We start from the raw sequence: 25,267 nt of genomic DNA, 5'->3' as shown, positions 1-25,267 counted from the left end.
TCCCAGGCACCCTGGGGGTCCGCAACGGTTACCATCTGGCGGGTGCAGTCGTACGGACCGGTTCCCCCGCCTCCCGGGGACGCAGAGCAAGGGCGGCGTTCGGCGCGGCGCTGGGTGGTGCCCCTGTGCGTGCTGGGCGTGCTCGCGGTCCTGGTTTCGCTGCTGTGGGTGACGGGCGGTCTCAAGGAGACGCCGAAGCAGCCGTCCAAGCAGGCGGGGAAGGCACTGGACCTCGGCCTGTTCGACGTGACCGTCCGGGACGTGCGGATCGGGACGGCGAAGGGCGACTTCGGGAGCAAGCAGGAGCGGTTCCTCATCGTCCGGATGAGGGCGGTCAACAAGGGCAAGGAGACCGAGTCCCTCGAATCGGGTGGCCTGGCGGACGGTGTGGGCGCGCTGACGAAGGACGGCAAGTGGGTGAAACCCGACCGGGTCGACGGCGTCGCCGCCGGCGCGGAAACGGGCGTGGCGCAGCCGGGGCTGCCGGTCGAGGCGTCGGCGATGTGGAAGCTGCACCCGGATGACTCGCCGGCGAAACTGACCGTGGGGCTGCGCATGTGGAAGTACGAGCACGGGTTCACCGACGACACCTTCAACTGGATCGTCCAGCGTGAGGACGACAAGCTCGTCGGCCGCCTCAGCCTCCCGGTGGCGGCCGGATGAACGTGCGCAAGGTACTCCTGAAGGGCGGCGCCGGGATCGGCGGGACCGCGCTCCTCGCGGGTGCGATGTGGCTGCACTCCTTCCTGCCCGAGGTCAGGGCGACGGCGCTGGAACCCATCCGGAACGGCGGCACGATCGGCGAGGAGGTCCGCAACCGCGACTTCAGCGTGCGGGTCGAGAAGGTGGAGGCGGCGCGGTCGCTGGCTCCGAACCTCTCACTCGGCGATCCGCCCCCGATCGGAACCGAGGGGATCTACCTCATCGTGCGGGTCAAGGCGACGAGCCACCGCGAGCCCGTGGATCTGCGGACGGCCGACCTGGAGACGCCGGGCGGCTACACCTTCGAGAAGGACCCGCGGGGCGGCTCCGCGTCCGCCAGGGCCCAGCCGACCCTCCAGCCGATGATCTGGTCGGCGGCCACGTTCGTGTTCGAGCTGCCGGAGAAGCGGCTGGAAGGGGCGCACCTGGTCCTCGGGGCGGGCGGGCTGCTGCCGCAGCTGTCGGCGGAGGCGGACATCGACCTCGGCATCACCGGGAAGCGGGCGGACGAGCTGATCAAGGGCGCCCCCGACCGCTACGACATCAGGGCGGACACCCCATGACGTCCGAGGACACCCAGCCGGACCTCCCCGCGATCCCCCCCGAGCCCGAGCCCTCCGAGTTCTCCGAGTCCGAGGAGGCGCGCGAACCCAGGCTGCGTCCCCGGGAAAGGCGGATCCTCCAGGCCATCGCGGTGCTGTGCGTCGTGCCCCTGCTCCTGTCCGTGCAGTGGGTGGACGAGTCGAACAGCGTCGAGAAGAATCTGAAGCCTCCGGAGAAGGTCACCACCGTCCAGCCCGGAGCGATCGGCGAGCTCGCCGGCGCGAAGTGGAAGATCATGAAGCGTGCGGCGGCCCAGCCCCTGGCGATCGGCGGGCAGCAGGATTCGAGCGGCGTGACCGAACTGCGCCTCTCGGTCGGCTTCCGGCCCGAGAACGCCGCCGCCGCGAAGGCGGTCGGGTCCGGGTTCGCCTACCGGCTCGTCGACGACGAGGGCCGCGAGTGGTCCGCCACCGGGACGGCCGACGGGAAGGCCCAGGTGGGCGTCGCGATGATGGTCACCATCACGGCGAAGGTGCCCCGCTCCAAGGCTGACTCGCTGGAGCTTGAGATAGAGGCGCCGAAGACGTCGCGGAAGAAGGGGGACCCACTGGCTTCGCTGCGGTTCGAGCACTGACCCTCGCCATGACGAGGTTGAACGCCGCCGCCAGCAGGCAGACGCGCAGGATCTCGAAGACCAGCGCCGTCCCGTAACCGACGAACGGCAGCGCCTGGATCCACCAGGTCACCTCCTGCGGGCCTATCACCTCGTAGGCGAAGCGGCGGGAGGCCTCCTCGGCCACGTCCAGGCCGGCGAACAGCAGGCAGAACGTCGCGAACGGCATCATCCCCGACCGGCGGACGAGCCGCAGCCCGTACCAGGCGGGCAGCCACATCTCCCGGAAACCGCGGGTGAGGACCTCCCGGGGGCTGTTCGTCCGCTCGACCCCGCCGGCCCTAGCCAGCCGCCGCGCCGCGCGGCTGCGCCCGAGCACGACCCGCTCGTCCCCGGCGTCGAGCCCGAGGATCACCCCCGCGATCACCAGCATGATCAGCGCGCCGAGCACCGCGTCCTTGAACGGCCCCCACAGGTCGATGACGGGTCCCGCGGTGCTGGTCATCCACTCCCACACCTGCCGCCCGGTGATCCACTCGGCCGCGTTGTTGCGCAGCTGGTCGATGGTGAAGATGCCGAACAGGGCGAACTGGACCTCAAGGAAGGCGACGAGCGCGCCGATGGCCCGGGGCAGCCGCTCCTCCAGGCTCCACTCCGCCGCGACCTTCATCAGGAACAGTCCGGTGGTGAGCCCGATCGCGAGCCCGACGTGCTTGTCCATCGAGATGAGCAGTCCGAGGGCGTCGATCTGCCCCTGGACGCCGCCCTCGGTGAAGCCGCGGCTCGCCGCCTGGCCGGCGAACTCGCGGGCGTCCTCGTTCTGCTTCCCCCACGCCAGATAGAAGATCACGAACGGGAGCGCGGCGCGGCCCATGGCGCCGATCACCGACTCCTCGTTGCCGACCGCCCACGGTGTCAGCTCGCCGTCGGCCTCGCGGGCGTGCACCACGTCGAGGCCTTCTCGGACGCTGTGCACCATCAGCACCGTGACCGCCAGCGTGATCACGACCAGCAGGCCGACGGTGACGATCGGCGCGATCGTCGCCGCCATCCCCTTCATCGAGCCGAGCCGGTACCCGCCGTACATCGCGCCGTAGCGCAGCAGCTCGCCGACCGTGAACCACAGGGTGAGCGGCAGCACGAAACGTCCCGCGAGCTTCAGCGTGGCCCACGGGAGTGTCAGCGGCGACCTGGCGGACAGACTCAACATCGCGCTGATCGTATCGAGCCCACACACCTCGCCGGGTAAATCCCCATATGTCCCTGACAACGACGGACCCCGCCGTCCGCATGGAGCGGGCGGCGGGGTCCGGTGTCTCGTTTCATCGCGGAGGGCGACCCCCGCGACGGCAGCCGGCGATCCGGGTCAGATCGCGACCTCGAGGCCGGCGACCTCACCGGTCTTCGCGGTGATGGCGTTGTCGACGCTGACGCCGCCGGCCGCCAGCACGCGCACGGTCCAGTCGCCGTCGGCGGCGAAGAACCGGAACACGCCCTCGTCGCCGGTGACCACCTCGGCGGTGAACTCGCCGGTCGAGTCGAGCAGGCGGGCGTAGGCGCTGGACACCGGGGTGCCGTCACGGGTGACGGTGCCCTGGATGACGGCCTCGTTGGTGAGGTCGACGGTCGCCGGCAGGTGCGCCGTCTGCTCGGGAGCTGCGCATCCCTGGGTCATTGCTCCTCCATCTGCGTGCACACGGAAAACTCGTCCGATGGGCGGTGGGTTACTTGGGTGCGCCGAGCTCGATCGGGACGCCGATGAGCGAGCCGTACTCGGTCCAGGAACCGTCGTAGTTCTTCACGTTCTGCACGCCGAGCAGCTCGCGCAGCGCGAACCAGGTGTGCGAGGAACGCTCGCCGATGCGGCAGTAGGCGATGGTGTCGGTGTTCAGGTCGACGCCGGCCTCGGTGTAGATCTGCCGGAGCTCCTCGTCGGACTTGAACGTGCCGTCGTCGTTGGCCGCCTTCGACCACGGGATGCTGCGCGCGGTCGGCACGTGCCCGGCCCGCTGCGACTGCTCCTGCGGCAGGTGCGCCGGGGCGAGGAGCTTGCCGCTGAACTCGTCCGGGGAACGGACGTCGACGAGGTTCTGCTTGCCGATCGCCTCCACGACCTCGTCGCGGAACGCCCGGATCGACAGGTCCTGGTCCTTGGCCTTGTACTCGGTCGCGGGACGGGACGGGACGTCGGTGACGAGCTCGCGCGACTCCAGCTCCCACTTCTTGCGGCCGCCGTCGAGCAGCTTCACCTTGTCGTGGCCGTACAGCTTGAAGTACCAGTACGCGTAGGCGGCGAACCAGTTGTTGTTGCCGCCGTAGAGGATCACGACGTCGTCGTTGGCGATGCCCTTGGCGGACAGCAGCTGCTCGAACCCGGTCTTGTCCACGAAGTCGCGGCGGACCGGGTCCTGCAGCTCGGTCTGCCAGTCGATCTTCACGGCGCCACGGATGTGGCCCTTGTCGTAGGCGGACACGTCCTCGTCGACCTCGACGAGAACCAGACCGGGGGCGTCCAGGTTGGACTCAACCCAGTCGGTGTCCACCAGGACGTCTGAGCGGCTCATGCGGGAACCTCCCTATCGGAACGGATTCTTGTGGTGATACGCCGGATTATGAGATACATCTCGCACCCGAGGCAGAACCCGAACACCGCGTTCAGGAACGCCGCCGCCAGGGCGAGGGCGGTGGCACCGATGCCGAGCCAGGTGCTCCCCGTCGCATAGCCGACCGTTCCCACCAGGGCGAACGCCAGGCCGACACCCTGCGCGAAGCGGGGCGCGGCCGCGTCCTCGAGTTCCCTGGGCGGCGCGAGCCGGGGACGGACCAGCACTCTGAACACCGAACCGTACGGGGCGTACCGGAGGCCGAAGAACGTCGCGATGGCGAACACGACGGCCTGAGCGGCGAGCAGCGCCCAGCTTCCGGTCACCAGCACCACGATGAGGACCACTGTCGTGACGGCCGCGCCGAAGCGCGGCCCACGCGGATCAACCTGCATCGGGGTGCTCCTGGCGGAGGAAGCGTGCGTACGAGCTGGAAGTGGAAGTGCTCGGGGGCGGCGGGGCTCGATGCCTCAGGCCTAACGACAGAGCGAGGCGGCCACGCGGCAGAAGTCGACCGCGCGGCGCTTCGTGAGCATCTGCTCTGTCCGGTCACGCACGAACACAATAGTAATCCGACAATCCACGTACTGTCACATCCGTCTCGCCTTCCGAGACAGTCTTCTCGCAGGTCGTCCCGGTGCGGTTCACGAGATGGCCTCGCCCAGGGCCGCGATGACGTCGGGCTTGCGGGGAGCGCCCGCCGCGCGGCGCACGATGCGGCCCGCCTCGTCCAGGACGAGCACCGTCGGAGTGCGGAGCACGTTCAGGCGACGGACGAGGTCCAGATTCGCCTCGGCGTCGAGTTCGACGTGCGCGACGCCGTCCACCATCCCGGCGACCTCGCCGAGGACGCGGCGGGTGGTGCGGCACGGTGCGCAGAACGCGCTGGAGAACTGCAGCAGGGTGGCCTTCTCGCCGAGTTCCGCGCCCAGGTCGTCCGGCCGGAGGATGTCGCTCGCCCCGTCGTCCCCGTTCGCCACGCGGTTCCTGTTCACCGCGCTGCCCCCGCTCCCCCGGCGTGCGCGCAGGACGCCGTCACGGCGCCGCCTCAGCAGGCCGAACACCGTGGCGGCGGCGAGCACGGCCGCCGCGATCAATGCACCGGTCATCGTCAACGACAACCGCGCCGCGCCGCGAGTTCTTCCACCGCAGCCAGGCCGGTCATTGCAACCACATCATGGAGATCAAGTCACGGGGATCAGGTCATGGGGCTCAGGTCATGGAGATCAGGTCGGGATCGTGAGGAGCGGCTGCCCGTCCAGGCCGACGATCTCGAACGAGTACAGCTGCCCGCGCGGGAACATCGTGGAGCCGCGGTACTCACCGTAGCCCTCGTCGTACGGCACGTACCAGCTGCCGAGCGCGTCGCGGCGGCCGTCCCGCGCGATGACCTGCAGCCTGCAGTGCGAGCCCTTCGGGACCCCCGCCAGATGCAGCTCGACCTCTGTCCCCCACTGCTTCTTCTTCAGCAGCACGTAGCCCTTGATGTCGGTGCTGGGGTTCTCGGCGGCGATCCTCTCGACATCGGTGGGGGACGCGGAAGGCGAGGCGGACGGCGGAGGCGGCGACGCGGCGTCCTGAGACCCGAACGGGAGCAGGAAGCCGCCGAACAGGGCGCCGGCGACCAGCAGCAGGCACGCCGCGGTGGCGAGCGGCGCCCACCCGGCGCCCCGCCCGCCGGCCTGCCCGCCGGCCCGCCGGCGCAGTGGTCCGAGCCATCCCCTCCGCCGTTCGGCCGCCCGCGCGAGCAGCCCGTCCAGCAGTTCGGGCGGCGGCCCGGCCATCTGGTCCAGCTGCCGCTCCTCGACCCGCCCGAGCATCGCGGGCAGGCCGGCCAGCCCGGCGAGCTCGTCCCGGCAGGCCGGGCAGCCCGCCAGGTGTGCCTCCACCTGGGACCGCTCGGCGGGGTCGAGCGAGCCGAGCACGTACACCCCGAGTGAGGTGCGGACGTCCGTGCAGTCGTTCATGGCGCCAACCCCCGCTCCTCCAATGCGAGTTTGAGCGCCCGCAATGCGTAATAGGTGCGGGACTTCACCGTGCCGGGCGGGATGCCCAGCGCCTTCGCCGTCTCCGCCACCGACCGGCCCTTGTAGTAGGTCTCCACCAGGACGGCCCGGTGCGGCGGGCTCAACCCCGTCAGCGCCTCGGCGACCGTCCAGGACTCCAGGGCACGGTCGATGTCGTCGGAGCCGGACGCGGTCATCAGGACGTGCTCGTCGATGCCCGTCTCCGGAGGCCGCGCACGCTTGGCGCGATGCGCGTCCACCACGAGGTTGCGCGCGACGGTGAACAGCCACGGCCGGACAGGCCGTCCTGAAAGCGCCTCAGGGTGTTTCCAGGCACGCAGCAGCGTCTCCTGCACGACGTCCTCGGCCTGGGTTCGATCCCCACCGGTCAGCCGCAGGACATAGCCGAATAGGGGACCTCCATGCTCGCTGTACAGGGCACGCAGCAATCTGTCATCCGCGGTGGGACCCACACCACTGACACGTACGCCTAGGCGGCCCGGTTCACAAGCACCCGGTCTTTTGTGCACGGGTCATCGCCGCACCTGTGTGCACGGGTCATTGCTGCACCTGCTGCAGGTCGTTCAGCTTGACGTTCTGGGCGGTGGCGCCGACCCGCACTCCCTCGGGCGTCGGCTGGATCTGGCTGATCTTGGCTCCGAGCGGCAGCGCGGGGACCCGCACGACCCAGGTGAGCTGCTGCCTCAGCGCCGCCAGCGGGATCCGGGGCCCGCCCTCCGACTCGATCGAGACGGGACTGACCGCGATGCCGCGATCGGTCGGCTTGAGCTCCAGGATGCCGGTGCCGTTCACCTGGATGCCCAGGATGCTGGTCTGGATGTCCACCGCCAGGTCGTCGCCCTTCGGCTGGATCCGCTGGACCTCCCGGGGCGCGTTCTTCTTGATCAGGTCGTACGGGGTGACGGCGGACACGGTCGCCGTCCGCGCCGTGACGTTCGCGGTGTTGCCCCCGGCGACCTGCGACAGCGGCGCCTCCACCCCGCGCATGTCGACCTTCACGTCGGTGACGGTCACGCCCTGCTGCGTCCAGTCGCCGATGCCGAGCTCGATGTGGTCGTACTCGCCGCCGATCACCTGGGTGAGGAAGGGGATGCCGTGGATGGTGACGTCCGGCTGCCGCGTGAGGTCGGTCTGCGCCGCGACCTCCTTGGCGATCCTGTCCTCGGCGACCCGCACGCCGATCCTGTCCGCGGCGATCACGCCCACGATCGCGAGGACCAACAGCACCACGAGTACTTTCCGCATGTCTCTCCTCTGTGCGTCGGCATGCGATCGCCACACACTAATGCGCAGGCACGGCACAACGCGTCACATCGGAGAATGACCTCGAAGTTCGATAAATCACCCAAATGTGACATCAACCACCGGCGAACGGCGGCAGCACCTCCACGACGCCGCCCTCCGGCAACTCCACCGACTCGTGCGGACGGCTCCCGACCGGGTCCCCGTCGATGAGGAACGAGCTGCGTCCGACGACGCGCCGGAACTCGGTGCCACGGCCGTCCCGCGAGGTGGCGGCGGCGATCGCCTCGGCCAGCGTGCCCGCGTCGTACGGCTCCTCATGCGCCCCCGCCGCGGCCTTCGCCGCCGCCCAGTACCGCATCGTCCCCTTAGCCATGGGCCCAGACTCTCATTCCCACCGCCTTACCGTCCCGACCTGGCCACTCCATTGCCGCCCGGACGCACTCGGTTATGCTCATGGGAGGGATCCGGGCGACGAGGCCATGGAGTTCATCTGAAAGCCCTCCGTGGCCGCCTCGCCCTCAAGCCGTCGGCCATGGGCGGGTTTGAGGGTGAGCCGCCTGGATCTACGTGTTTCTGGACGGGAGGCGTCACTTGAGCAACCTGCTCTTGCTGACCAACGCGCTGGAGCCCTCCGACGAGGTCCTGCCCGCGCTCGGACTGCTGCTGCACTCCGTGCGCGTGGCCCCCGCCGAGGCGTCCGCCCTCATCGACGCGCCACCGGCGGACGTCCTGCTGGTCGACGCGCGCCGCGACCTGGTGCAGGCCAAGAGCCTGTGCCGGCTCCTGCGGACGACCGGCCTCGACTGCCCGCTGCTCGCCATCGTCACCGAAGGCGGCCTCGCCGCGCTCAGCCCGGAATGGGGCCTGGACGACGTGCTGCTCCAGGTCGCCGGGCCCGCCGAGGTCGAGGCCAGGCTGCGCCTCGCGGTGGGGCGCGCCGCCGTCACCGACGCCGAGGAGGTCCCCGGCGAGATCCGCAGCGGCGACCTCACGATCGACGAGGCCACCTACACCGCCCGCCTCCGGGGACGGGTCCTGGACCTGACCTTCAAGGAGTTCGAGCTGCTGAAGTACCTCGCCCAGCACCCGGGCCGGGTCTTCACCCGCGCCCAGCTCCTCCAGGAGGTCTGGGGCTACGACTACTTCGGCGGCACCCGCACCGTGGACGTCCACGTCCGCCGCCTGCGCGCCAAGCTGGGCGCCGAGTACGAGTCCCTCATAGGAACCGTCCGCAACGTCGGCTACCGCTTCGTCCCCGACCACCGCCCCGGCACCGAAACCGAAGAGAAGACCCCGGCGCGTACTTGACTCTCCGGGGGACGCGGTCGACGACGCGAGTCTGAGAGGGATCCCTGGTCACACCGCGGATCTGGCAGTGCGGGTTAGGCGCCCGGCATGGCCGTCGTCTCGGAAACGTCAAGGCCGGCTGAGGATCGCCGTCTCGCTCCGTATCCCGTTCAGCGGCCACCCCGCCCGCCTCGAGACGGTGCGAGCCTGGCGTCAGCACCGCCCATCGACGTTCCTGGCACCGGCCGTCTAACCGAAGCGGCCCGTGATGTAGTCCTCGGTGGCTTTCACCTCCGGGTTCGTGAAGATCTTGCTGGTGTCGTCGATCTCGATGAGCTTGCCGGGCTTGCCGGTTCCGGCGATGGTGAAGAACGCGGTGCGATCGCTGACGCGGGCCGCCTGCTGCATGTTGTGCGTCACGATGACGATCGTGTACTGCGTCTTCAGCTTCTCGATCAGGTCCTCGATGGCGAGGGTGGAGATCGGGTCGAGCGCCGAGCAGGGCTCGTCCATCAGCAGGACCTGCGGCTGGACGGCGATGCAGCGGGCGATGCAGAGCCGCTGCTGCTGCCCGCCGGACAGGCCCGCGCCGGGCTTGCTCAGCCGGTCCTTGACCTCGTTCCACAGGTTGGCGCTCTGCAGCGACTCCTCGACGACGTCGTCCAGCTGGCTCTTGCGGCGCACGCCGTTCAGCTTCAGGCCGGCCGCCACGTTGTCGTAGATGGACATCGTGGGGAACGGGTTGGGCCGCTGGAAGACCATGCCGACGACGCGCCGCACCGCGACCGGGTCGACGGACGGGTCGTACAGGTCCTCGTCGTCCAGCATGACCTTGCCTTCGACGCGGGCGCCCGGGATGACCTCGTGCATCCGGTTGAGCGTGCGCAGGAACGTGGACTTGCCGCAGCCGGACGGCCCGATGAACGCCGTCACCGAGCGGGGCTCGACCGTCATCGAGATGTCCTCGATGGCGTGGACACCGCCGTAGTAGGCGTGCAGCCCGGAGACCTCGATGCGCTTGGCCATGAGGTGGGGATTCCTTTCTCTGGTCGGCTACGGGGTCAGCGGCTCTTCGTCGCGGCGCGCCGGGCGACGAGCCGGGCGACCAGGTTGAGCAGCATGATGATCCCGATCAGGACGAGGGCGCCCGTCCAGGCGCGGTCGATCGAGTTCTGGCTGGGGTCGGCGGCCTGCTCCCAGATGAAGGTGGGCAGCGACGCCTGCGGGCCGTTGAACGGGTCGTTGTTGATCGCCTTGGTGAAGAAGATCGTGAGCAGCAGCGGCGCGGTCTCCCCCATCACGCGGGCGACGGCCAGCATCACGCCGGTCACCATCCCGGTCAGCGCGGTCGGCAGCACGACGAAGCAGATCGTCCGCCAGCGCGGCACACCGAGCGCGTAGGACGCCTCGCGCAGGTCGTTCGGGACGAGCTTGAGCATCTCCTCGGCCGACCGCGTCACGGTCGGGATCATCAGGATCGTCAGCGCCAGCGCGCCGGCGAACCCCGAGTAGTCGAACCCGAACGTCAGCAGCCACAGCGCCAGGATGAACAGGCCCGCGACGATGGACGGGATGCCCATCATGACGTCCACCGTGAAGCTGATGATCTTGCCGAGCCGCCCGTTGCCGGCGTACTCGACCAGGTAGATCGCGGTCAGGATGGACAGCGGGACGGCGATCGCGCTGCAGATCGCGACCTGCAGCAGGGTCCCGATGATGGCGTGGTAGGCGCCGCCGCCCACGTCGCTGCCGCTGACCGCGTTCATCGAGTACTGGAAGAACGAGGCGTCGAGGCGCTCGATGCCGTTCACGACGACGGTCCACAGCACCGACACCAGCGGAATCAGGGCCAGTATGAACGCCAGGTACACCAGCACCTGCACGCCGCGGTCCTTGACCTTGCGGCCGAGCGAAACCGACGTCAGGCTCGTGTTCTTGCCGGTGGAGAGGGTGGTCACACGAACTCCTTGCGGCGCGCGACGACCGCGCGGGCGGCCATGTTGACGAGCAGGGTGATCACGAAGAGGACCAGGCCGGACGCGATCAGGGCGCCGCGGCCGGTGACGGTCGCCTCGGCGAAGCTGTTGGCGATGTTGGCGGCGAACGTCGCGCCGCCGTTCTCCAGGAGGCGCCAGTTGATGCCGGGGACGAAGGTCAGCACCATGGCGACGGCGATCGTCTCGCCCATCGCGCGGCCGAGGCCGAGCATCGAAGCGCCGATCATTCCGGACCGCCCGTACGGCAGCACCGACATCCGGATCATCTCCCAGCGGGTCGCGCCGAGCGCCAGCGCGGCCTCCACGTTGGCCTGGGGGACCTGCAGGAACACCTCCCGGGAGATGGACGAGATGATCGGCAGGATCATGATGGCCAGCACCACCCCGGCGGTGAAGATCGAGTTCTTGCCGGGGCTGTCGCCGCCCAACAGCGGGATCCAGCCGAACACCGCGTTGAGGAAACCGCTGATCGTGCCCATGTGCTGGGACAGGAAGATCAGGCCCCAGAGCCCGTACACGATGCTGGGGACCGCGGCGAGCAGGTCGACGACGTAGCCGAGGCCGGACGCCAGCCGCCGGGGCGAGTAGAACGAGATGAACAGCGCGATCCCGATCGCGACGGGCGTCGCGATGATCATCGCCAGCAGCGACGACATGACCGTGCCGAACGCCAGCTGCGCGATGCCGAACCGCGGCGGGGACGCGTTCGGGTTCCACTCCTCGCTGGTGAGGAAGTTCGCCTCGTTGTCCTGCAGGGCCGGGATCGCCTTCCAGACGAGGAAGGCGGCGATCGCGGCCACGATCGCCAGCACCGTGAGGCTGGAGCCCCGGGCCGCGCCGGCGAAGAGCCGGTCTCCGGTCCGCCCGGTGCTCTCCGGCGCACGGATGGCGCTTTCCCGTGTTCCGGCGCGCGCCTCGACGCCGGTGTCGCTGGTCATGGAGAGACCCCCTTGGATCACGTCGTCCGAACCCACGCCGGCCCCGCCGCCGAAGTACTCGGCGGCGGGGCTGCTGGTGTCCTTGTCGGCCGTCAGGACAGTGCCTTCACGGACGCCTGGACCTTGGTCAGCACGGTCTGCGGGATCGGCGCGTACCCGGCGTCGGTCAGGATCTTCTGCCCGTCCGCGCTGGAGGCGTAGGTCAGGAACGACTTGACGAACTTGGCCTGCTCCTCCGGCAGCCCCTTCTCACAGGCGATCTCGTAGGTGACCAGGACGATCGGGTAGGCGCCCGCCTCCTTGGTCGCGTAGTCGATCTCCAGCTCCACGTCGTTGCCGGTGCCGACGACCTTCGCCCCGGCGACGGCCTTGGAGGCGCTCTCCGGCGACAGCTCGCTGTACTCCCCGGCGCCGTTCTTCACCTGGGCGGTCTGCAGCTGGTTGTTCTCGGCGTACGACATCTCCACGTAGGAGATCGCGCCCTCGGTGTTCTTCACCTGCGTCGTCACGCCGTCGGACTTGTTGGCGCCCTGGCCGGTGGAGTTCGGCCACTTCTTGGCGGGCTCCGACGGCCAGGCGTCCGGCGCGACCGTGTTCAGGTACTCCGTGAAGTTGTCGGTGGTCCCGGACTCGTCGGCACGGTAGATCGGCTTGATCGGCGAGGACGGCAGTTCGGCGCCCTCGTTCTGCTCGGCGATCGCCGGATCGTTCCAGGTCTTGACCTTGCCGGAGAAGATGTTCGCGATCGTCTCTGGGTCGAGCTTCAGCGCGTCCACGCCGGGGACGTTGTAGACCACGGCGACCGGGCCGACCACCATCGGCAGGTTGAGCGCGCTGCCGCCCTGGCACCGCTGCTGCGCCGCGGCCTTCTCCTCGTCGTCGAGCGCCGAGTCCGAACCCGCGAACGCCACCTGGCCCTCGTTGAAGGCCTGGATACCGGCCCCCGAGCCGGTCGGGTTGTAGTTGAGGTTCGCGCCGGCACACTTGCTGGCGTAGATCTTGATCCACTCCTCGACCGCGTTCTTCTGGGCGCTGGAACCGGCGGCGTTGATGCTGCCCGTGGCGCAGTCGATGTCAGTCGTCGGCGCGCTGCTCGCACCCACCGTCGGGTTGTCGTCACTCCCGCAGGCGGAGAGGGCCAGCGCCCCCGCGACGATCACGCCGCTCAGTGCGGCAAGTCGGGAACCGTTCTTCACCGGAGGGTCTCCTCTTAGTTCGTGTGCGGGTCCCCTGGGGCCGGTCCTGGCCCGCTCTGCCAGGCCCCGGGACACCGTCGAATGCGACGCTAAGCAGGCGAGGTGACCAGCCGCCCTGATCCAGGTGAACGGCGGATGAACGAGGATGGCCGGGCCCGCGAAGAATGCCCCGATTTGCCATGTACACCGGGTTAACAGCACAGCTCACAACGTCAATGACCGGGTCGAAACCAGGTCATGCGGCCAGCGGAGGCACCGCCAGACGAACACCGCCAGACGGGCTGGACGGGCACCGCTGGACGGGCCGGACGGGCACTGCCAGACGGGCTGGACGGGGCTGCTAGACGGGGGCGCGGCTAGGACGCGCGGGTCGCGTACATGACGTCTACGGCGTGGCGGGTGAAGCCCAGGGACTCGTATAGACGGACGGCAGCGGTGTTGGACTCGTCCACGTAGAGCATGATCTGGTCGACGCCGACGTCGCGCAGGTGGTGCAGGCCCTTCAGGGTGAGGGTGCGGCCCAGCCCCAAGCCTTGGGCGTCCGGGTCGACGCCCACCACGTAGACCTCGCCGATGCCGCCCGGGTGAATCTTGGTCCAGTGGAAGCCGGCGAGGCGGCCCCGTCGTTCACCCTGTCGTTCACCAGGGCGTTCACCGGGGCGTTCACCGGGGCGTTCGGCGAGGAAGAAGCCGGACGGGTCGAACCAGTCCTCGCGCTCCCGGTCGCGGACGTCCTCGATCGTCCAGGCGCCCTGCTCGGGATGGTCGGCGAACGCGCGGGAGTTCACGTCGAGCCAGGCCCGCTCGTCCCGGCCGGGCTCGAAGGTGCGCAGCGTGACGCCCGGTGCGACCGTCATCTCCGGCAGCGGCGCGGCGGCCGGGCGGCGCATCTGGAGCAGGACGCGGACGCGGGTCATGCCCTCGGAGGCGGCCAGCGCGGCGGCGGCGGGCAGGTCGCCGTGCGCCCAGACCCGGAGGGGGCCGCCGGCCTCGTCGCGGAGTGCCCGCAGCAGGGCGCGCCCGTGACCGCGGCGGCGGTGTTCCGGGTGGACGACCAACTCCCCGGCAGCGGGTTCCTCGGCGGTCGCCGGGTCGAGGTGCGCGTACGCGACGATCCCTCCGGAACCGCCGCCGGAACCACTGGCGGAACCGCCGCCGGCACCGCTGTCGGAGAGCGCGAGTCCGGGGTGGCCTCCGCGGAGGGCGAGCATCGAATGCTCGGAGAGCGGCCCGACCCCGTCGGCGTCCTCCGCGGCCTCGGCCAGCTTGAGCACCTCGGCGACCTCGTGGTCCCCCCACTCACCGTCGCCCGGCGCCCCGCGCCCCCGCAGCTCACCCATGATCACCACCCTAGCGTCGAGTCGCGGCGAATCGTCCCGATGGAGCGTTCCATCAGGGCCCCGCACCGCGAGCGAACGCGTCCGGGCCTGATCAAGTTGTCACAGAAACGTCACCAGGTCGCCGGGAACCGTATGCCGGACGCGCTTAGCGTCCGGCGCATGACTCGACGACGCACCATCCTGGCGTGCGCCGCGGCGGCGCTGACGGTCATCGGGCTGACCGCGCAACCCGCCGCCGCACGGCCCGCACCGACAGCGTCGGTACGGCTGCTCGCACTCAACGACTTCCACGGCAACCTGGAGCCGCCGTCCGGCAGCTCCGGCAGGGCCATCGACGAGAACGGAGAGACCGTCCTCGCCGGCGGCGCGGCCTACGTGGCCGCCCACATGAAGAAGCTGCGCGACCGCAACACCCTCACGGTCGCGCAGGGCGACCTGATCGGGGCAACGCCCCTGATCTCCGCCGCCTACCACGACGAGCCCTCCGTGCAGTTCCTCGGCGACATCGGCGTCACCGCCTCGGCGGTCGGCAACCACGAGTTCGACGAGGGGTACGAGGAACTGCTGCGCATCCAGCACGGCGGCTGCCACCCCGAGGACGGCTGCTCCCCCGAGGGCAAATGGCGCGGCGCCAAGTTCGACTACCTCGCCGCCAACGTGCTGAAGCAGCACGGACGCTGGAAGCGGCCGGCCATGAAGCCGTGGACGATCCGCCGCGTCAACGGCGTCCGGGTCGGCTTCATCGGCGTCGTCACCAAGACCACCCCGAGCATCGTCACCGCGGAGGGCATCAAGGGCCTTGAGTTCCAGGACGAGGTCGAGGCCGCGAACCGGGCCGCCCGCGAGCTGAAGCGCCGCAACGTCCGCGCGATGGTGCTTCTCGTCCATGAGGGCGACGAGGTGAACTCCGGTCAGCGGCCGGACGAGTGCGGCGTCGTCCCGGGCGCCGGGTCGCGCATCGCCAAGGACGCCGACCCCGAGATCGACGTCGTGCTGTCCGGTCACACGCACCAGCAGTACGTCTGCTCGGTCGACGACCCGGAGGGCGAACCGCGGCTGTTCTCGTCCGGCTCGTCCTACGGCCGCGTGATCACCGAGGTGAACCTCAAGGTGAACCGGCGCACCGGCGACGTCGTCCGCCCGTCCCTGCGCGGCGACAACCACGTCGTGACCCGCGACGTCCCGCCGGACCCGAAGACGGAGCGTTTCGTCCAGACGTGGCAGGACCGCGTCTCCGAGATCGCGGACGCGCCCATCGGCTCGATCACCGCCGACCTCACCCGCACGCCGTCCCCCTCGGGCGAGACCGCGCTCGGCGACGTCATCGCCGACGCCCAGCTGGCCGGGACGCAGGACCTCGGCGCGCAGGTCGCGCTGATGAACCCGGGAGGCGTCCGCACCGACCTCGCCTACGCGGCGAGCGGCTCCGAGGGCGACGGCGTCGTCACCTACGGCGAGGCGTTCGCCGTCCAGCCGTTCAGCAACGTGATGGGGGTCGTGTCGCTGACGGGCGCGCAGATCGACGCGCTCCTCGAACAGCAGTGGACGGACGCCGGGGAGAAGATCCTCCAGCCGTCGGCGAACCTGAACTTCACCATCGACCGCGCGAGGGCCGTCGGCGACCGCGTCTCCGGCATCACCGTCGACGGGACTCCGATCGACCCGGCGGCCACCTACAAGGTCGCGGCGAACAACTTCCTCCTCGGCGGCGGCGACGGCTTCACGGTCTTCACCGAGGGCACCGACCAGGTCCTCGGCCCGATCGACCTGGACGCCTTCGTCGCCTACTTCGAGGCCCAGGGCACCATCTCGCCCCCGCCCCTGAACCGCATCTCCGGCCGGTAACCCACACCAGAGCACAGCACCGAACGGCCCGCCGCCCCAGCCGGGGCGACGGGCCGTTCCGCATGGTCAGACACCGCGCAAGGTCAGACACCGCGCATGATCAGGCACCGTGCATGATCATGCGCCGAAGAGGTGGACGATGAAGTAGACGAGGGCGGCCACCGCCGCGGCCATCGGCATCGTGAGGACCCAGGCGGTGACGATGTTGCCCGCGACGCCCCAGCGGACCGCGGAGAGCCGCTTGGTCGCGCCGACGCCCATGATGCAGGACGTGATCGTGTGCGTGGTGGAGATTGGAGCGTGCCAGATGTAGGCGGTCGCGTACAGGATCGCCGAGGCCGTCGATTCGGCGGCGAACCCCTTCGGCGGGTCCAGTTCGATCACCTTGCGGCCGAGCGTCCGCATGATCCGCCAGCCGCCCGCGTAGGTGCCGGCGGCCAGGGCCCCCGCACACGAGATGATGACCCACAGGGGGACGTCATTGCCGTCGGAATGGCCGGTGGTGACCAGGGCCAGGACGATGATGCCCATCGTCTTCTGCGCGTCCTGAAGGCCGTGCCCGAGCGCCATCGACGCCGCCGACAGCGACTGCGCGATCCGGAACCGGCGGCCGACCCGTCCCGGGTTGGCGTTGCGGAAGATCCACAGGATGGCGACCATCACCATGTAGGCCAGCGCGAATCCCGCCACCGGCGAGATCACCATCGGGATGGCGACCTTGTCCAGGACGGTGGACCAGCTCACCGAGGACGCGGAGGCGACCCCGGCCCCGACCACGCCGCCGATCAGCGCGTGCGAGGACGACGAGGGCAACCCGAAGTACCAGGTGATCATGTTCCAGGTGATCGCGCCGAGCACGCCGGCGGCGACCACCGTGAGGCCGTGCAGCCCGGTGGGCGGGGTGATGACCTCGCTGACGGTCTTGGCGACCTCGACGCCGAGCAGCGCGCCGATCAGGTTCATCACGGCCGCCATGATCAACGCCGCCCGCGGGGTCAACGCCCGGGTGGACACCGATGTGGCGATGGCGTTGGCGGCGTCGTGGAAGCCGTTGGTGTAGTCGAAGCCCAGGGCGATGATCACGACCAGGATCAGCACGGCGGTCTGCTGGTCCTGGTTGAGCCCCACCGCCCCTGCGATCACCACGGCCAGCAGGCCCAGCACCAGGAAGGGCCAGAACCTGGCCGGGCCCCGGCGGACCTGCTCCGACAGCGTCGGATCGGCGCCGGGAGGTTCGTCCTTGGTGAGTACCGCCCCGACCGTCCCACCCTTGGCCGGGTCGGCGGGGCCGCCGGATTCCGGCGGATCGTCCTGGACGCTCATGATTCCTTGACCGCGATCGTCTCGACCGTGTTGGCGACGTGCTCGAACGCGTCCGCCGCGCCCTCCAGCCGGTCGATGACCTCCTTCAGCTTCAGCACCGTCAGGGTGTCGTACTCGCCGCTGAACAGCTTCGCCAGCAGCTTGCGGTAGACCTGGTCGCCCTGGTTCTCAAGCCGGTTGATCTCGATCCAGTACTCGTTGAGCTCCTTCATAGAGCGTAGCCGCGGCATCGCCTCGGCGGTCAGTTCGGCGGCGCGTTCCAGGACCTCCACCATGGCGACGACGCCTTTGGGGAACTCGTCGATCTCGTAGAGGACGACGAGGTCCGCTGCTTCTTCCATCTCGTCCATCACGTCGTCGATCGTCGAGGCGAGCCGGTAGATGTCCTCGCGGTCGAAGGGCGTGATGAAGGTTTCGTTCAGCCGGCGCATGATCGCGTGAGTGCATTCGTCACCCGCGTGCTCGCAGGCGCGCATCTTCTCTGCGATCGCTGCCCGATCGGTGCCGTCGCTGATGAGCTCCACGAGCAGTCTGGCCCCGGTGACCAGGTTGTTCGCCGAGTCGGCGAACATGTCGTAGAAGCTGTCCTCACGCGGCGTGAGACGCAAGCGCACGTCGTTCTCCTGAAGTGCCGGAACAGTCCGCAGAGGATCGTAGGCGCAACCAGCCGTAAAAAGAACCTTTGCCCCAGCTTTGGCTGGTGTCCGCCATCCTCTCACCTACAGGATTGCCCCAGATCACCAGGTGCATACCTCCCGTGGATGCGCGTGTCCACCGGAATCGCAGGGTCTGAGGCCCGATGCGGCGTTCACCTGGACGGCGACGGGAAACCGGGCGTGAGATTCGTTACAGCGGCCCGTGACGGACGCCCGCTGCCGTGGGTCCGGGACGACGAGCCACCGGGAGGACGAGGGACCTGAAAGCCGCAGGCCGGAGACGCGCGGGCCGGATAGAGGCAGGCCGGAAAAGTCGAACCGGGGACGCCTCGATCGGCGTCCCCGGTGCACTGCGGGCTGCGTCTCGCGGCCGGTCCGGGGATGATCCCCGGACCGCCTAATCCTGTGGCGTCAGCTCGCGACGACCGGCTTCGCCGGACTGGATCCCGAGCACCATGTCGATCTCCGCGATGGTGAGCGGCCGCTCCGCCGCCGCCACCGCGCTGAGCATCTCGGCATAGAGTTCGATCTCGTCCAGCGCAACACGGTCGTGGACGCGCAAATCAAGGTTCTGGCGCACCGCGTCCACCTCCGTTCGTTCCCCACACCCGAATCGAGGCTACGCGTCCGGCCCCGTCAGGCACATGACCCAAGCGGGCCATTCGAGGGCCACCCCGACCCCTGTCAATCCGGGGCCCCCACGGTGACCGTTTTCGTCCCCGGCAGCCCCCTCGCAGGTCACGCCTCCCGGGCCGGACCAGGTGAGAAAGGCTCGGTCACGCTGGTCACCCTCCTAGCCTTCCCGGGGGATGACCGTCTGATACCTGTGTCCGGTTCGCCGTATATCAGATGAGCCGAGTAGCCGATCGGACGGCCGCGCGTCCGGAACGAGGCGGGTTCAGCGGCCGGGACGGAAGTCGCCGAGCATCTGCTCCAGCGGCGTTTCGGGCAGATCCCGGGCCGAAAGCCGGGCCACGGTCGCGGCATTGACGTCGGCGCCCGCGAGCCGGGCCGCCTGCCGCGCGACCGTCTGCTCGAACAGCGCCCTGACCGTCCGGGCGTAGGCGAACTGCGGGTCGCCGCGCAGCCGCTCGAACCGGCTCAGCAGTTCCACGCGCAGTTCCTCGTCCAGCATGTACAGGTCGCGCTCGGCGTAGCTCTGGAAGAGCTGGACCATGTCGCGGTCGCCCATCCCGGTGAACTCCAGGATCCGGCCGAACTCGGCGCGGAACGCGGGGTTGCCCGCGACGAAGCCCTCCATCTCGGCCTGCGGGCTGGAGCAGACCACCATGAACCGGGCACCACCCTGGTTCATGCTGCGGAGCAGCTCGCCCACCACGGCCGGGCTCCGGTCGAGCAGGTGCGCCTCCTGGACGAGCAGGACCCCGCCGAGCGCCTGCTCGACCATGCCCGCGACCCGGCGCTCGGTGTCCAGCCGGTCACGTCCCGCCAGGTGGACGGGACGGCAGGCCACCACATGCCCCGAGCTCAGCAGCCCGAGCGCCGCGTAGATGCCGCCGACGAGGCCCGCCACGGTCGTCTTGCCGGTGCCGGGCGGCCCCACGAAGATCAGGTGATGCGTGTCGCCGCCGCCGACCCCGTACCGGGCGCGGTCGGCCGCCAGCCCCGCCTCGTCGGCCATCTCGTGCACGGCGGCCTTGACGTCGTCCAGCCCGGTGAGCTGGTCGAGCTGCCGCAGGTAGCCGTCGATGTCGCCGGGCGGGCGCAGCGCGGGCTCGATCCCCTCCGCGACGCCCGCCAGGTCGTCCGGCGTCAGCACGAGCCGGTCGTGCGACGCCCCGGCCCGCTCCATGTTCCGCTGCGCCGCCTGGTCCAGGTAGGCCTCGACGAGCCGCGCGTTGACCAGGTCGCCCGGCCCGCGGAGCCGGTTCAGGTCCTCCCGGACGACCTCCAGCGCCGACGCGCCGACGGTGACGCGCCGCTCATGGGCCAGCAGGTGCAGCAGCGTCATCCGGTTGTCGAGGTCGCTGAAGTCGGGCAGCCGGTGGACGCGGAACGCCTGGACGAGCTTCGGATGCTCCTGCAGGAGCCGCTTGTAGGCGTGCGGCTCGCAGGTCGCGATCACCGGCGCCGTGATCACCGGGTCGCGGCGGGCCCGGCGGACCGCGCCGACGACCGCCGCGGGCTCGGGCGCGCCGTCGATCGCCGCGTCCAGCCGCTCGAACAGGATCACCGGGCCCGGCTGGGCGAGGATCTCCCCGATCCGCTCCACGGGCGCGTCACGGACGTCCTCGGCGTTGTGCGCGCGGATCGTCCCGTCGCCGATGCCGGCGTTCGCCAGCGTCAGCGCGATCATCCGGGCCAGGCGGCGCTGCCCCGAGTGCGGGCCGCCGACCAGCAGGACGCCGGGCAGCCCCGAACCGATCGAGCTGTGCGCGCCGTCCACCCTGGTCTGCTCGATGTCACTGCCGGCGGGCGCGTTCCATTCCTGCGCCTGCGCACGCAGGTCGGACAGGAGTGGGTTCACGTCGTGGTCCCCGTACACGAAGCCGAAGCCGAACCGCTCCAGGACGCGGCGCGTGCTGCGGTCCCGTGGCGGCGGGATCTCGTGGACGGGCTGCTCCGGCGAGGGGGTGTCGTCCAGGAAGTCGAAGTCGCCGACCATGGTCTTGGACATGACCTTCGTCCCCGGGCCCCCGCCCGGCGGCGGTTGTGCCATGCCGTCGTCGGGGACGTCCGCGAGGTCGTCCTCGATGTCGCCGGGGCCGAGGATGCGTGTTCCGGGCGGCCCCTGCTGAGCCGGGGACGGCGGTTGCCGCTGGGGCGGCCCGGACGGGCCCTGGTCCTCCACGCGGGTGGCGTACGGGTCGAACGCCGCGGGCGCCGGCGGCTGCTGCTGCTGGGCCTGTTGCTGCTGCTGCGGTTGTTGCTGCTGCTGCGGCTGTTGCGGTTCCGGAGGCTGGACGGGGTTCGGCGGCCCTTGCTGCATCGGGCTCTGCGGAGACCCGTGCTGCGGAGACCCGTGGCCCGGAGGCGGCGCGCCCGCCGGCTGGTAGCCGAGCTGCGTGTACGGCGGCACGAAGTTGTCGTCCTGCTCCTCCTCCTCGGGCGGGGAGAACCCGCCGAGCTGCGGGGACGGCGCGGACGGCTGCTCCGGCGCGGGCGACGGAGGCGCGGGCTGTGACGGCGGGGGCTGTGGAGGCGACCCGCTCTGCATGGGCGCGGGGCTCTCCATGGGGGCCGGGCTCTGCATGTGCGCAGGGCTCTCCACGTGCCCGGGGCTCTCCACGTACCCGGGGCTCTGCACGTACCCGGGGCTCTGCATGGGCGCCGGGGCCTGGGACGGCGGAGGAGGAGCGCCCTGCATGGGCGCCGGGTTCTGCATCGGGGCAGGCTGGGCACCGCCCTGACGCTGGAATCCGAGCTCGGTGTAGGGCGGCGCGACGTTCCCGTCGTCCTGGTCCTCCTCGGCGGGCGATGCCGGGACCGGAGGGCCGGCCGCCGGGGGCGCGGGTGCGGCGAACGCGGCCTGCTGCCCCTGTCCCGGACCCTGTCCCTGTCCCTGTCCCGGCCCTTGAGCGGGCCCCTGGCCGGGCCCCTGCGCGGGTGCCTCCCCCGCGGGTCCGGGCTGCTCGTTCTCCCATCCCTGCTGCGCGGGCGGCTGGACGAACGGGCGGTCGGGCTCGGACGGCTGTCCCTGCGCCGGCGGCGGCGCGCCCGGGGCGAGCCCCGGCTGGCTCTGCATCCCGAACGGAGACGGCTGCGAGGGCGCCGGTTCGGGCTGCGGCGTGCTGGTGGAGGTGACCGTCGTCGCGCGGGCGCGGTTGCGGCCGATGATCCCGGCGATGATCGCGGTCGGGACGGGGAAGCCGCGGGGACGCGCGGGCATTCCGCCGAGCCTGCACCAGGCCAGGTCCACCTCGTACATCGAGGCCAGCAGCGACTCCGCGCCCGAGCCCGACCCGGCCGCGGACCGCAACGGCTCCGGGAGTCGCATGTCCTGCGGCCACAGCCGGCGCAGCGGGTGGCCTTGTTGCTGCGACACGGCCTGCACCGTGTAGCGGATCTCTGGGTCCAGCCAGGGGACGATGGTGCCCACCATGTCCTTGCGGACGACGTCCAGGTCGGCGGCGAGCAACGCGGCGGCCACGAGACGGGGTTCGACGTAGGCCGGTTCGGCCGGGTCACCGGACAGGTCGGCTATCAGCTCGCTGAGCGTGTAGAAGGCGTGCCGGAAGTTGTCCCCTGGCGAGCTCTCGTTCCTCAGCGCGGGAACCAGGTTCGGTGGGCAGCGGGTAAGCCACTGCTGGACGATCGCCTGGTCGCCGTACGGCAGCGCCCCATAGTCGACGGTCGGGTTGGCGAGTGTGGGGCCGAGAATGGCGAGCAGGGCGTCCGCACGCGCCTGGTACCGGACGTCCTCGCGCAGCGCGCTGGCGACGGCCCACATCGTGCGCAGGATGACGACCGCGGAGTCCACCCGGCTCGCCCGCAGCCGCTCCGCGTAGAGACCGGCCAGCGTCTCCAGGGCGGGCGGGGTGAGCCAGCGCGGGCCGTCCACCTCCGGCAGGGGCTTGGCGCGGTAGGGCTTCCAGAGGTCGAGCATCTGCGCGTCGAGCCGCGAATCGAACGCGGGCGCGCACGCACACCACAGCATCACGCCGTAGGCGGCGACGACCGTGGACGGAGTGCCGCTGGAGAACTCGGGCCACCAGTGCGGGTACTCGGGCGTGGGCAGCGCCGCGGCCGACTCGACCGTCGACCGCACGCGCGAGGACACGTCGGTCGCGAACCCGTGCCCGACGAACGGCAGCCCCGCCGGCGGGTCGTAGGAGAAGTCGGGCCCCGCCGGGATCACGTGCGGCGGCAGGTTGGGCGCCCGTCCCGGTACCTGCTGCGCGGGCCGGGCCGCCATCCGGACGGCGGGCGTGCGGGGCGGCGGGCACAGGTACCACTGGCCGTCGGACGGATGCAGCCGGTACCAGCGGGCCCACGCGCCGAACAGCCACCATGTGCCGTCCGGCAGGACGAGCATGCGTCCGCCGATGGCGTGATGGCGCTGCTGCGGCGCCGTCGACGGCCACCATGCGGCAGCCACCATCGCCCTTGTGTCCCGCTCTGCCTCCGCGAACGGATCCTGCCCCATCTGGGGGCTGGGCGGCGGAGCGCTGCCATAGCCCGGTCCCCACACCACGACCGTCATCGTAGTCAGCAGAATTCGATCAGTGTGCCCCCCACCGGCCCATTCGCCGCATAATCGCAGGTCAGAGCATTATCAATCGGAGCTTGCCGGTGCTCGTGATTCGGACGCCGGCTGCCATTCGGCGGTGCGGTGCCGCCGCGCCTTGGTCACGTACACCTCGGGCGTGTGTTCCAGCGAGAGCCGGTCATCGTCGGTCAACTCCCGGACGATCTTGCCCGGCGTCCCGGCGACGAGGACACCGGAGGGGATCTTCTTGCCGGGCGGCACCAGCGCGCCGGCCGCGATCAGCGTCCCGGAGCCGATCCGGGCGCCGTTCAGGACGATCGCGCCGATCCCGATGAGCGAGCCGGTCTCGACGTGCGCGCCGTGGACCATCGCCTTGTGGCCGAGGCTGACCCGGTCCTCCAGGACGGCCGGCATCCCCGGGTCGGAGTGCATGCAGCACAGGTCCTGGATGTTGCACTCGTCGCCGACCACGATCTCCTCGTCGTCCCCGCGCAGCACCGAGCCGTACCAGACGCTGGTCGCGCGGCCCAGCGTCACCCGCCCGACGACGACCGCGCCCGGCGCGACCCACGCCTCGGGGTCGATCTTCGGCCGGTCCTCACCCAATGATCCCAGGTAGCTCATGCGCCGATGCTAGGACGCGCCCCGTCGCGTCCTGGACGGTGCCCCCTGGGCGGTACCCGCGGACGTGTCCCGGCGGGCGTCCGGCACCCACGGCCCGCGAAGTTTGGGTGTATTGGATAGTTTGTCGGGTCTACCCAGGTGAAAAACGGCAGCGAGAAGCGCGTTCCGGTTGCGCGAATGGGGTGGACCGGACAAGAGTCGTCCTGACGTTTCCACAAGTGGGCCCGCTCAACGGGCGGGTGAGGATGTTGTCACAACCGACCCTGACGGGGTGATGACCCCCGCCAACGACCCCCCAAGGCATCATGAGCAACGAAGCCGAAATCCTGCCGAACCTCCTCCAAGAAGAGTCCTTCGAGATCGTCATGCGCGGCTACAACCGCCGCCAGGTCGACGACTTCATCGCCCGCGCCCAGCAGAAGCACCGCGAACTGGAGGCACGGCTCGCCCGCGCCCAGGACGACGGCGAACGCCTCCGCCGCGAGATGGCCGAACTCCGGGAGGCGCGCAAGCCCACCGGCGACGACCTGAGCGACCGGCTCCGGCAGATCATCAACCTCGCCGAGGACGAGGCCCAGGACAAGGTCGCCCAGGCCGAGACCAAGGGGTCCGAGATCCGCAAGGACGCCGAGCAGGAGTCCAAGCGGATCATCGACGACGCCCGCGCGCACGCCGAGAAGAACCTCTCCCAGGCGCAGGAGAAGGCCGACACCGTGATCAACTCCGCCCAGAAGGAGTCCGACGGCGTGCTGTCGGCCGCCCAGCAGGAGGCCGAGCAGACCGTGAGCAGCGCGCGGCTGGAGGCCGAGCGCACCCTCACCGCGTCCGAGCGCCGCGCCAGCGTGATCAACGAGGGCGCGACGCAGCGGCTGACCTCGCTCACCAAGAACCACACCCAGGCCCTTCAGCGCCTCACCGAGATCAGCGAGACGCTGCACCGGCTGCTGACCGCCGAGAACGAGGCGGGACCGCTGGAGAAGATGGTCGAGGACGCCGTCCGGCAGGCCGCACCCCGCAAGCAGCAGCCCGCCCAGGGCCAGTCCGCGCCCGCCCAGCCCACGCAGTCGGGGCAGTCCGGGCAGTCGGGGCAGCCCGGGCAGTCCGGGCCCGCGTCGCCCTCCGGACCGCAGCCCGGCGGTGGTGCCACGAAGCCGATCC

Annotated in this window: 25 protein-coding genes; 6 read left to right on the top strand and 19 right to left on the bottom strand. The window is 70.4% G+C overall.

Translation table 11 applies throughout. The features are described 5' to 3' along the window. Positions 1-42 precede the first annotated feature (42 nt). The 3 genes from E1285_RS14915 to E1285_RS14905 are packed head-to-tail and all read left to right on the top strand — an operon-like array spanning position 43 to position 1,879. Positions 43-663: a hypothetical protein gene (locus tag E1285_RS14915; protein ID WP_132152315.1), complete on the top strand. Its 621-nt coding sequence runs from the start codon at positions 43-45 to the stop codon at positions 661-663. After that, the gene (locus E1285_RS14910; RefSeq protein ID WP_132152313.1) at positions 660-1,265 is read left to right on the top strand and encodes a hypothetical protein; all 606 of its coding nucleotides are present in this window, start codon (positions 660-662) and stop codon (positions 1,263-1,265) included. Before E1285_RS14915 ends, E1285_RS14910 begins: the two co-directional genes overlap by 4 nt. Further along, a complete protein-coding gene (locus tag E1285_RS14905; protein WP_132152311.1) occupies positions 1,262-1,879 on the top strand; it encodes a hypothetical protein in 618 nt (205 codons plus the stop codon). The genes E1285_RS14910 and E1285_RS14905 overlap by 4 nt, the downstream gene beginning before the upstream one ends. On the opposite strand, the gene E1285_RS14900 is transcribed toward E1285_RS14905, so the two are convergent. The 9 genes from E1285_RS14900 to E1285_RS14860 form a co-directional block, all read right to left on the bottom strand. Continuing rightward, on the bottom strand, positions 1,767-3,068 hold the full coding sequence (locus tag E1285_RS14900) for a hypothetical protein (RefSeq protein ID WP_132152309.1): 1,302 nt from the start codon (positions 3,066-3,068) through the stop codon (positions 1,767-1,769). The genes E1285_RS14905 and E1285_RS14900 overlap by 113 nt on opposite strands. Positions 3,069-3,224: 156 nt before the next feature. Next, positions 3,225-3,533, bottom strand: coding sequence for a DUF1416 domain-containing protein (locus tag E1285_RS14895; RefSeq protein ID WP_132152307.1), 309 nt, complete (start codon positions 3,531-3,533; stop codon positions 3,225-3,227). Between the two features lie 49 nt (positions 3,534-3,582). Beyond that, positions 3,583-4,422, bottom strand: a complete 840-nt coding sequence (locus tag E1285_RS14890; protein WP_132152305.1) for a sulfurtransferase — start codon at positions 4,420-4,422, stop codon at positions 3,583-3,585. Then, complete coding sequence (locus E1285_RS14885) at positions 4,419-4,856, bottom strand: DUF4395 domain-containing protein (RefSeq protein WP_132152303.1); 438 nt, start codon at positions 4,854-4,856, stop codon at positions 4,419-4,421. The genes E1285_RS14890 and E1285_RS14885 overlap by 4 nt, the downstream gene beginning before the upstream one ends. Before the next feature lie 249 nt (positions 4,857-5,105). After that, a complete protein-coding gene (locus E1285_RS14880) occupies positions 5,106-5,570 on the bottom strand; it encodes a thioredoxin family protein (RefSeq protein WP_132152301.1) in 465 nt (154 codons plus the stop codon). A gap of 117 nt (positions 5,571-5,687) precedes the next feature. Further along, positions 5,688-6,428: a zf-HC2 domain-containing protein gene (locus E1285_RS14875; protein WP_132152299.1), complete on the bottom strand. Its 741-nt coding sequence runs from the start codon at positions 6,426-6,428 to the stop codon at positions 5,688-5,690. After that, entirely contained in the window at positions 6,425-6,940 is a 516-nt protein-coding gene (locus E1285_RS14870; RefSeq protein ID WP_132152297.1) for a sigma-70 family RNA polymerase sigma factor, read from the bottom strand. Before E1285_RS14870 ends, E1285_RS14875 begins: the two co-directional genes overlap by 4 nt. 85 nt (positions 6,941-7,025) lie before the next feature. Next, the gene (locus E1285_RS14865; RefSeq protein WP_132152295.1) at positions 7,026-7,733 is read right to left on the bottom strand and encodes a DUF2993 domain-containing protein; all 708 of its coding nucleotides are present in this window, start codon (positions 7,731-7,733) and stop codon (positions 7,026-7,028) included. A 112-nt stretch (positions 7,734-7,845) separates the two neighbouring features. Then, positions 7,846-8,106 carry a MoaD/ThiS family protein gene (locus E1285_RS14860; protein WP_132152293.1) on the bottom strand — a complete coding sequence of 87 codons (261 nt, stop codon included), beginning with the start codon at positions 8,104-8,106 and terminating at the stop codon, positions 7,846-7,848. A 218-nt stretch (positions 8,107-8,324) separates the two neighbouring features. Between E1285_RS14860 and E1285_RS14855 the strand changes: the two genes are divergently transcribed. Next, entirely contained in the window at positions 8,325-9,041 is a 717-nt protein-coding gene (locus tag E1285_RS14855) for a response regulator transcription factor (protein WP_132152291.1), read from the top strand. A gap of 228 nt (positions 9,042-9,269) precedes the next feature. Here the strand turns inward: E1285_RS14855 and pstB are convergent, their stop codons facing one another. The 5 genes from pstB to mshD form a co-directional block, all read right to left on the bottom strand. After that, positions 9,270-10,046, bottom strand: a complete 777-nt coding sequence (pstB, locus tag E1285_RS14850) for a phosphate ABC transporter ATP-binding protein PstB (protein WP_132152289.1) — start codon at positions 10,044-10,046, stop codon at positions 9,270-9,272. Positions 10,047-10,081: 35 nt separating this feature from the next. After that, entirely contained in the window at positions 10,082-10,978 is an 897-nt protein-coding gene (gene pstA, locus E1285_RS14845; protein ID WP_132152286.1) for a phosphate ABC transporter permease PstA, read from the bottom strand. Then, on the bottom strand, positions 10,975-11,955 hold the full coding sequence (gene pstC / locus E1285_RS14840; protein WP_132152284.1) for a phosphate ABC transporter permease subunit PstC: 981 nt from the start codon (positions 11,953-11,955) through the stop codon (positions 10,975-10,977). Before pstC ends, pstA begins: the two co-directional genes overlap by 4 nt. Positions 11,956-12,047: 92 nt before the next feature. Beyond that, the gene (pstS, locus tag E1285_RS14835; RefSeq protein ID WP_132152282.1) at positions 12,048-13,151 is read right to left on the bottom strand and encodes a phosphate ABC transporter substrate-binding protein PstS; all 1,104 of its coding nucleotides are present in this window, start codon (positions 13,149-13,151) and stop codon (positions 12,048-12,050) included. Between the two features lie 356 nt (positions 13,152-13,507). Further along, positions 13,508-14,491 carry a mycothiol synthase gene (gene mshD / locus E1285_RS14830; RefSeq protein WP_132152280.1) on the bottom strand — a complete coding sequence of 328 codons (984 nt, stop codon included), beginning with the start codon at positions 14,489-14,491 and terminating at the stop codon, positions 13,508-13,510. 159 nt (positions 14,492-14,650) lie between these two features. Between mshD and E1285_RS14825 the strand changes: the two genes are divergently transcribed. Next, positions 14,651-16,336 carry a bifunctional metallophosphatase/5'-nucleotidase gene (locus tag E1285_RS14825; protein ID WP_132152278.1) on the top strand — a complete coding sequence of 562 codons (1,686 nt, stop codon included), beginning with the start codon at positions 14,651-14,653 and terminating at the stop codon, positions 16,334-16,336. A gap of 117 nt (positions 16,337-16,453) precedes the next feature. Here E1285_RS14825 and E1285_RS14820 read toward each other — a convergent pair whose 3' ends face one another. The 5 genes from E1285_RS14820 to E1285_RS14800 all read right to left on the bottom strand — a co-directional run bounded on the left by E1285_RS14820 (position 16,454) and on the right by E1285_RS14800 (position 24,109). Beyond that, positions 16,454-17,659, bottom strand: a complete 1,206-nt coding sequence (locus E1285_RS14820) for an inorganic phosphate transporter (protein ID WP_243722791.1) — start codon at positions 17,657-17,659, stop codon at positions 16,454-16,456. Beyond that, positions 17,656-18,273, bottom strand: a complete 618-nt coding sequence (locus E1285_RS14815; RefSeq protein WP_132152276.1) for a DUF47 family protein — start codon at positions 18,271-18,273, stop codon at positions 17,656-17,658. The genes E1285_RS14820 and E1285_RS14815 overlap by 4 nt, the downstream gene beginning before the upstream one ends. A 439-nt stretch (positions 18,274-18,712) precedes the next feature. Then, the gene (locus E1285_RS14810) at positions 18,713-18,904 is read right to left on the bottom strand and encodes a hypothetical protein (RefSeq protein WP_347814080.1); all 192 of its coding nucleotides are present in this window, start codon (positions 18,902-18,904) and stop codon (positions 18,713-18,715) included. Between the two features lie 309 nt (positions 18,905-19,213). Beyond that, on the bottom strand, positions 19,214-23,377 hold the full coding sequence (locus E1285_RS14805) for an AAA family ATPase (RefSeq protein ID WP_132152274.1): 4,164 nt from the start codon (positions 23,375-23,377) through the stop codon (positions 19,214-19,216). Between the two features lie 174 nt (positions 23,378-23,551). Next, positions 23,552-24,109: a gamma carbonic anhydrase family protein gene (locus E1285_RS14800; protein WP_132152272.1), complete on the bottom strand. Its 558-nt coding sequence runs from the start codon at positions 24,107-24,109 to the stop codon at positions 23,552-23,554. A 305-nt stretch (positions 24,110-24,414) separates the two neighbouring features. On the opposite strand from E1285_RS14800, the gene E1285_RS14795 reads away from it, so the two are divergent. Further along, the coding region (locus tag E1285_RS14795) for a DivIVA domain-containing protein (RefSeq protein WP_132152270.1) at positions 24,415-25,267 on the top strand (853 nt) is incomplete at its 3' end.

This window comes from Actinomadura sp. 7K507, from assembly GCF_004348425.1.
GTDB lineage: Bacteria > Actinomycetota > Actinomycetes > Streptosporangiales > Streptosporangiaceae > Spirillospora.
This window is presented reverse-complemented; position numbering and strand designations above follow the sequence as displayed.

Bases quoted from the DNA above. Each gene is read 5' to 3' on its own strand.
- pstB (WP_132152289.1), bottom strand. From the start codon at position 10,046: ATGGCCAAGCGCATCGAGGTCTCCGGGCTGCACGCCTACTACGGCGGT.
- E1285_RS14910 (WP_132152313.1), top strand. From the start codon at position 660: ATGAACGTGCGCAAGGTACTCCTGAAGGGCGGCGCCGGGATCGGCGGG.
- mshD (WP_132152280.1), bottom strand. From the start codon at position 14,491: ATGGGTGAGCTGCGGGGGCGCGGGGCGCCGGGCGACGGTGAGTGGGGG.
- E1285_RS14800 (WP_132152272.1), bottom strand. From the start codon at position 24,109: ATGAGCTACCTGGGATCATTGGGTGAGGACCGGCCGAAGATCGACCCC.
- E1285_RS14825 (WP_132152278.1), top strand. From the start codon at position 14,651: ATGACTCGACGACGCACCATCCTGGCGTGCGCCGCGGCGGCGCTGACG.
- E1285_RS14875 (WP_132152299.1), bottom strand. From the start codon at position 6,428: ATGAACGACTGCACGGACGTCCGCACCTCACTCGGGGTGTACGTGCTC.
- E1285_RS14890 (WP_132152305.1), bottom strand. From the start codon at position 4,422: ATGAGCCGCTCAGACGTCCTGGTGGACACCGACTGGGTTGAGTCCAAC.
- E1285_RS14880 (WP_132152301.1), bottom strand. From the start codon at position 5,570: ATGACCGGTGCATTGATCGCGGCGGCCGTGCTCGCCGCCGCCACGGTG.
- E1285_RS14900 (WP_132152309.1), bottom strand. From the start codon at position 3,068: ATGTTGAGTCTGTCCGCCAGGTCGCCGCTGACACTCCCGTGGGCCACG.
- pstC (WP_132152284.1), bottom strand. From the start codon at position 11,955: ATGACCAGCGACACCGGCGTCGAGGCGCGCGCCGGAACACGGGAAAGC.
- E1285_RS14805 (WP_132152274.1), bottom strand. From the start codon at position 23,377: ATGGTGGCTGCCGCATGGTGGCCGTCGACGGCGCCGCAGCAGCGCCAT.
- E1285_RS14885 (WP_132152303.1), bottom strand. From the start codon at position 4,856: ATGCAGGTTGATCCGCGTGGGCCGCGCTTCGGCGCGGCCGTCACGACA.
- E1285_RS14905 (WP_132152311.1), top strand. From the start codon at position 1,262: ATGACGTCCGAGGACACCCAGCCGGACCTCCCCGCGATCCCCCCCGAG.
- E1285_RS14860 (WP_132152293.1), bottom strand. From the start codon at position 8,106: ATGGCTAAGGGGACGATGCGGTACTGGGCGGCGGCGAAGGCCGCGGCG.
- E1285_RS14820 (WP_243722791.1), bottom strand. From the start codon at position 17,659: ATGAGCGTCCAGGACGATCCGCCGGAATCCGGCGGCCCCGCCGACCCG.
- E1285_RS14865 (WP_132152295.1), bottom strand. From the start codon at position 7,733: ATGCGGAAAGTACTCGTGGTGCTGTTGGTCCTCGCGATCGTGGGCGTG.
- E1285_RS14895 (WP_132152307.1), bottom strand. From the start codon at position 3,533: ATGACCCAGGGATGCGCAGCTCCCGAGCAGACGGCGCACCTGCCGGCG.